Genomic DNA, 384 nt, shown 5'->3' with positions numbered 1-384 from the left:
AATCAAATTAGTTGCGAGTGCTCTTAAACAGATGAGTGCAACAGTTAACGCTTTTCCATTACTAACGCAACTCTACCTACAACCCTTACTTCATCTTCTTCGATTGTTAGAGTCGAACCGTTAAAGCTGATAGCTAGTTTTTTGCCTGGTAAACGTTGAATTTCATTTAGAGACAACAGCCCATCCATGTCTACTAGGTACGTACCGCTTACTGCTTGATGGGATTCTTTATTTATAAGGAACGTAGTAGTTCCATCTTTAATTGCCATCACATTGATAACGCCAAGCTCGTCTAGGAGAGCTTTATCGAATGCAAGTATCCCTTTCCCAACCAATTTACCGTCATCAATAGAGAAGCAGTCTATATCGAAGAGAGTCTTCGAT

Annotated in this window: 1 pseudogene; it reads right to left on the bottom strand. The window is 39.8% G+C overall.

The window, feature by feature from the left end:
* Positions 1–44: 44 nt before the first annotated feature.
* Positions 45–384 (bottom strand): annotated as a pseudogene (locus QQ041_RS23625) (transcriptional regulator); the annotation flags it as partial.

It is taken from the genome of Vibrio sp. TMPB1044 (assembly GCF_030442075.1).
Taxonomy (GTDB): Bacteria; Pseudomonadota; Gammaproteobacteria; order Enterobacterales; family Vibrionaceae; genus Vibrio; species Vibrio satsumensis.
Note: the sequence above shows the minus strand (reverse complement) of the source record. Positions and strands in the feature narration are given on the sequence as shown.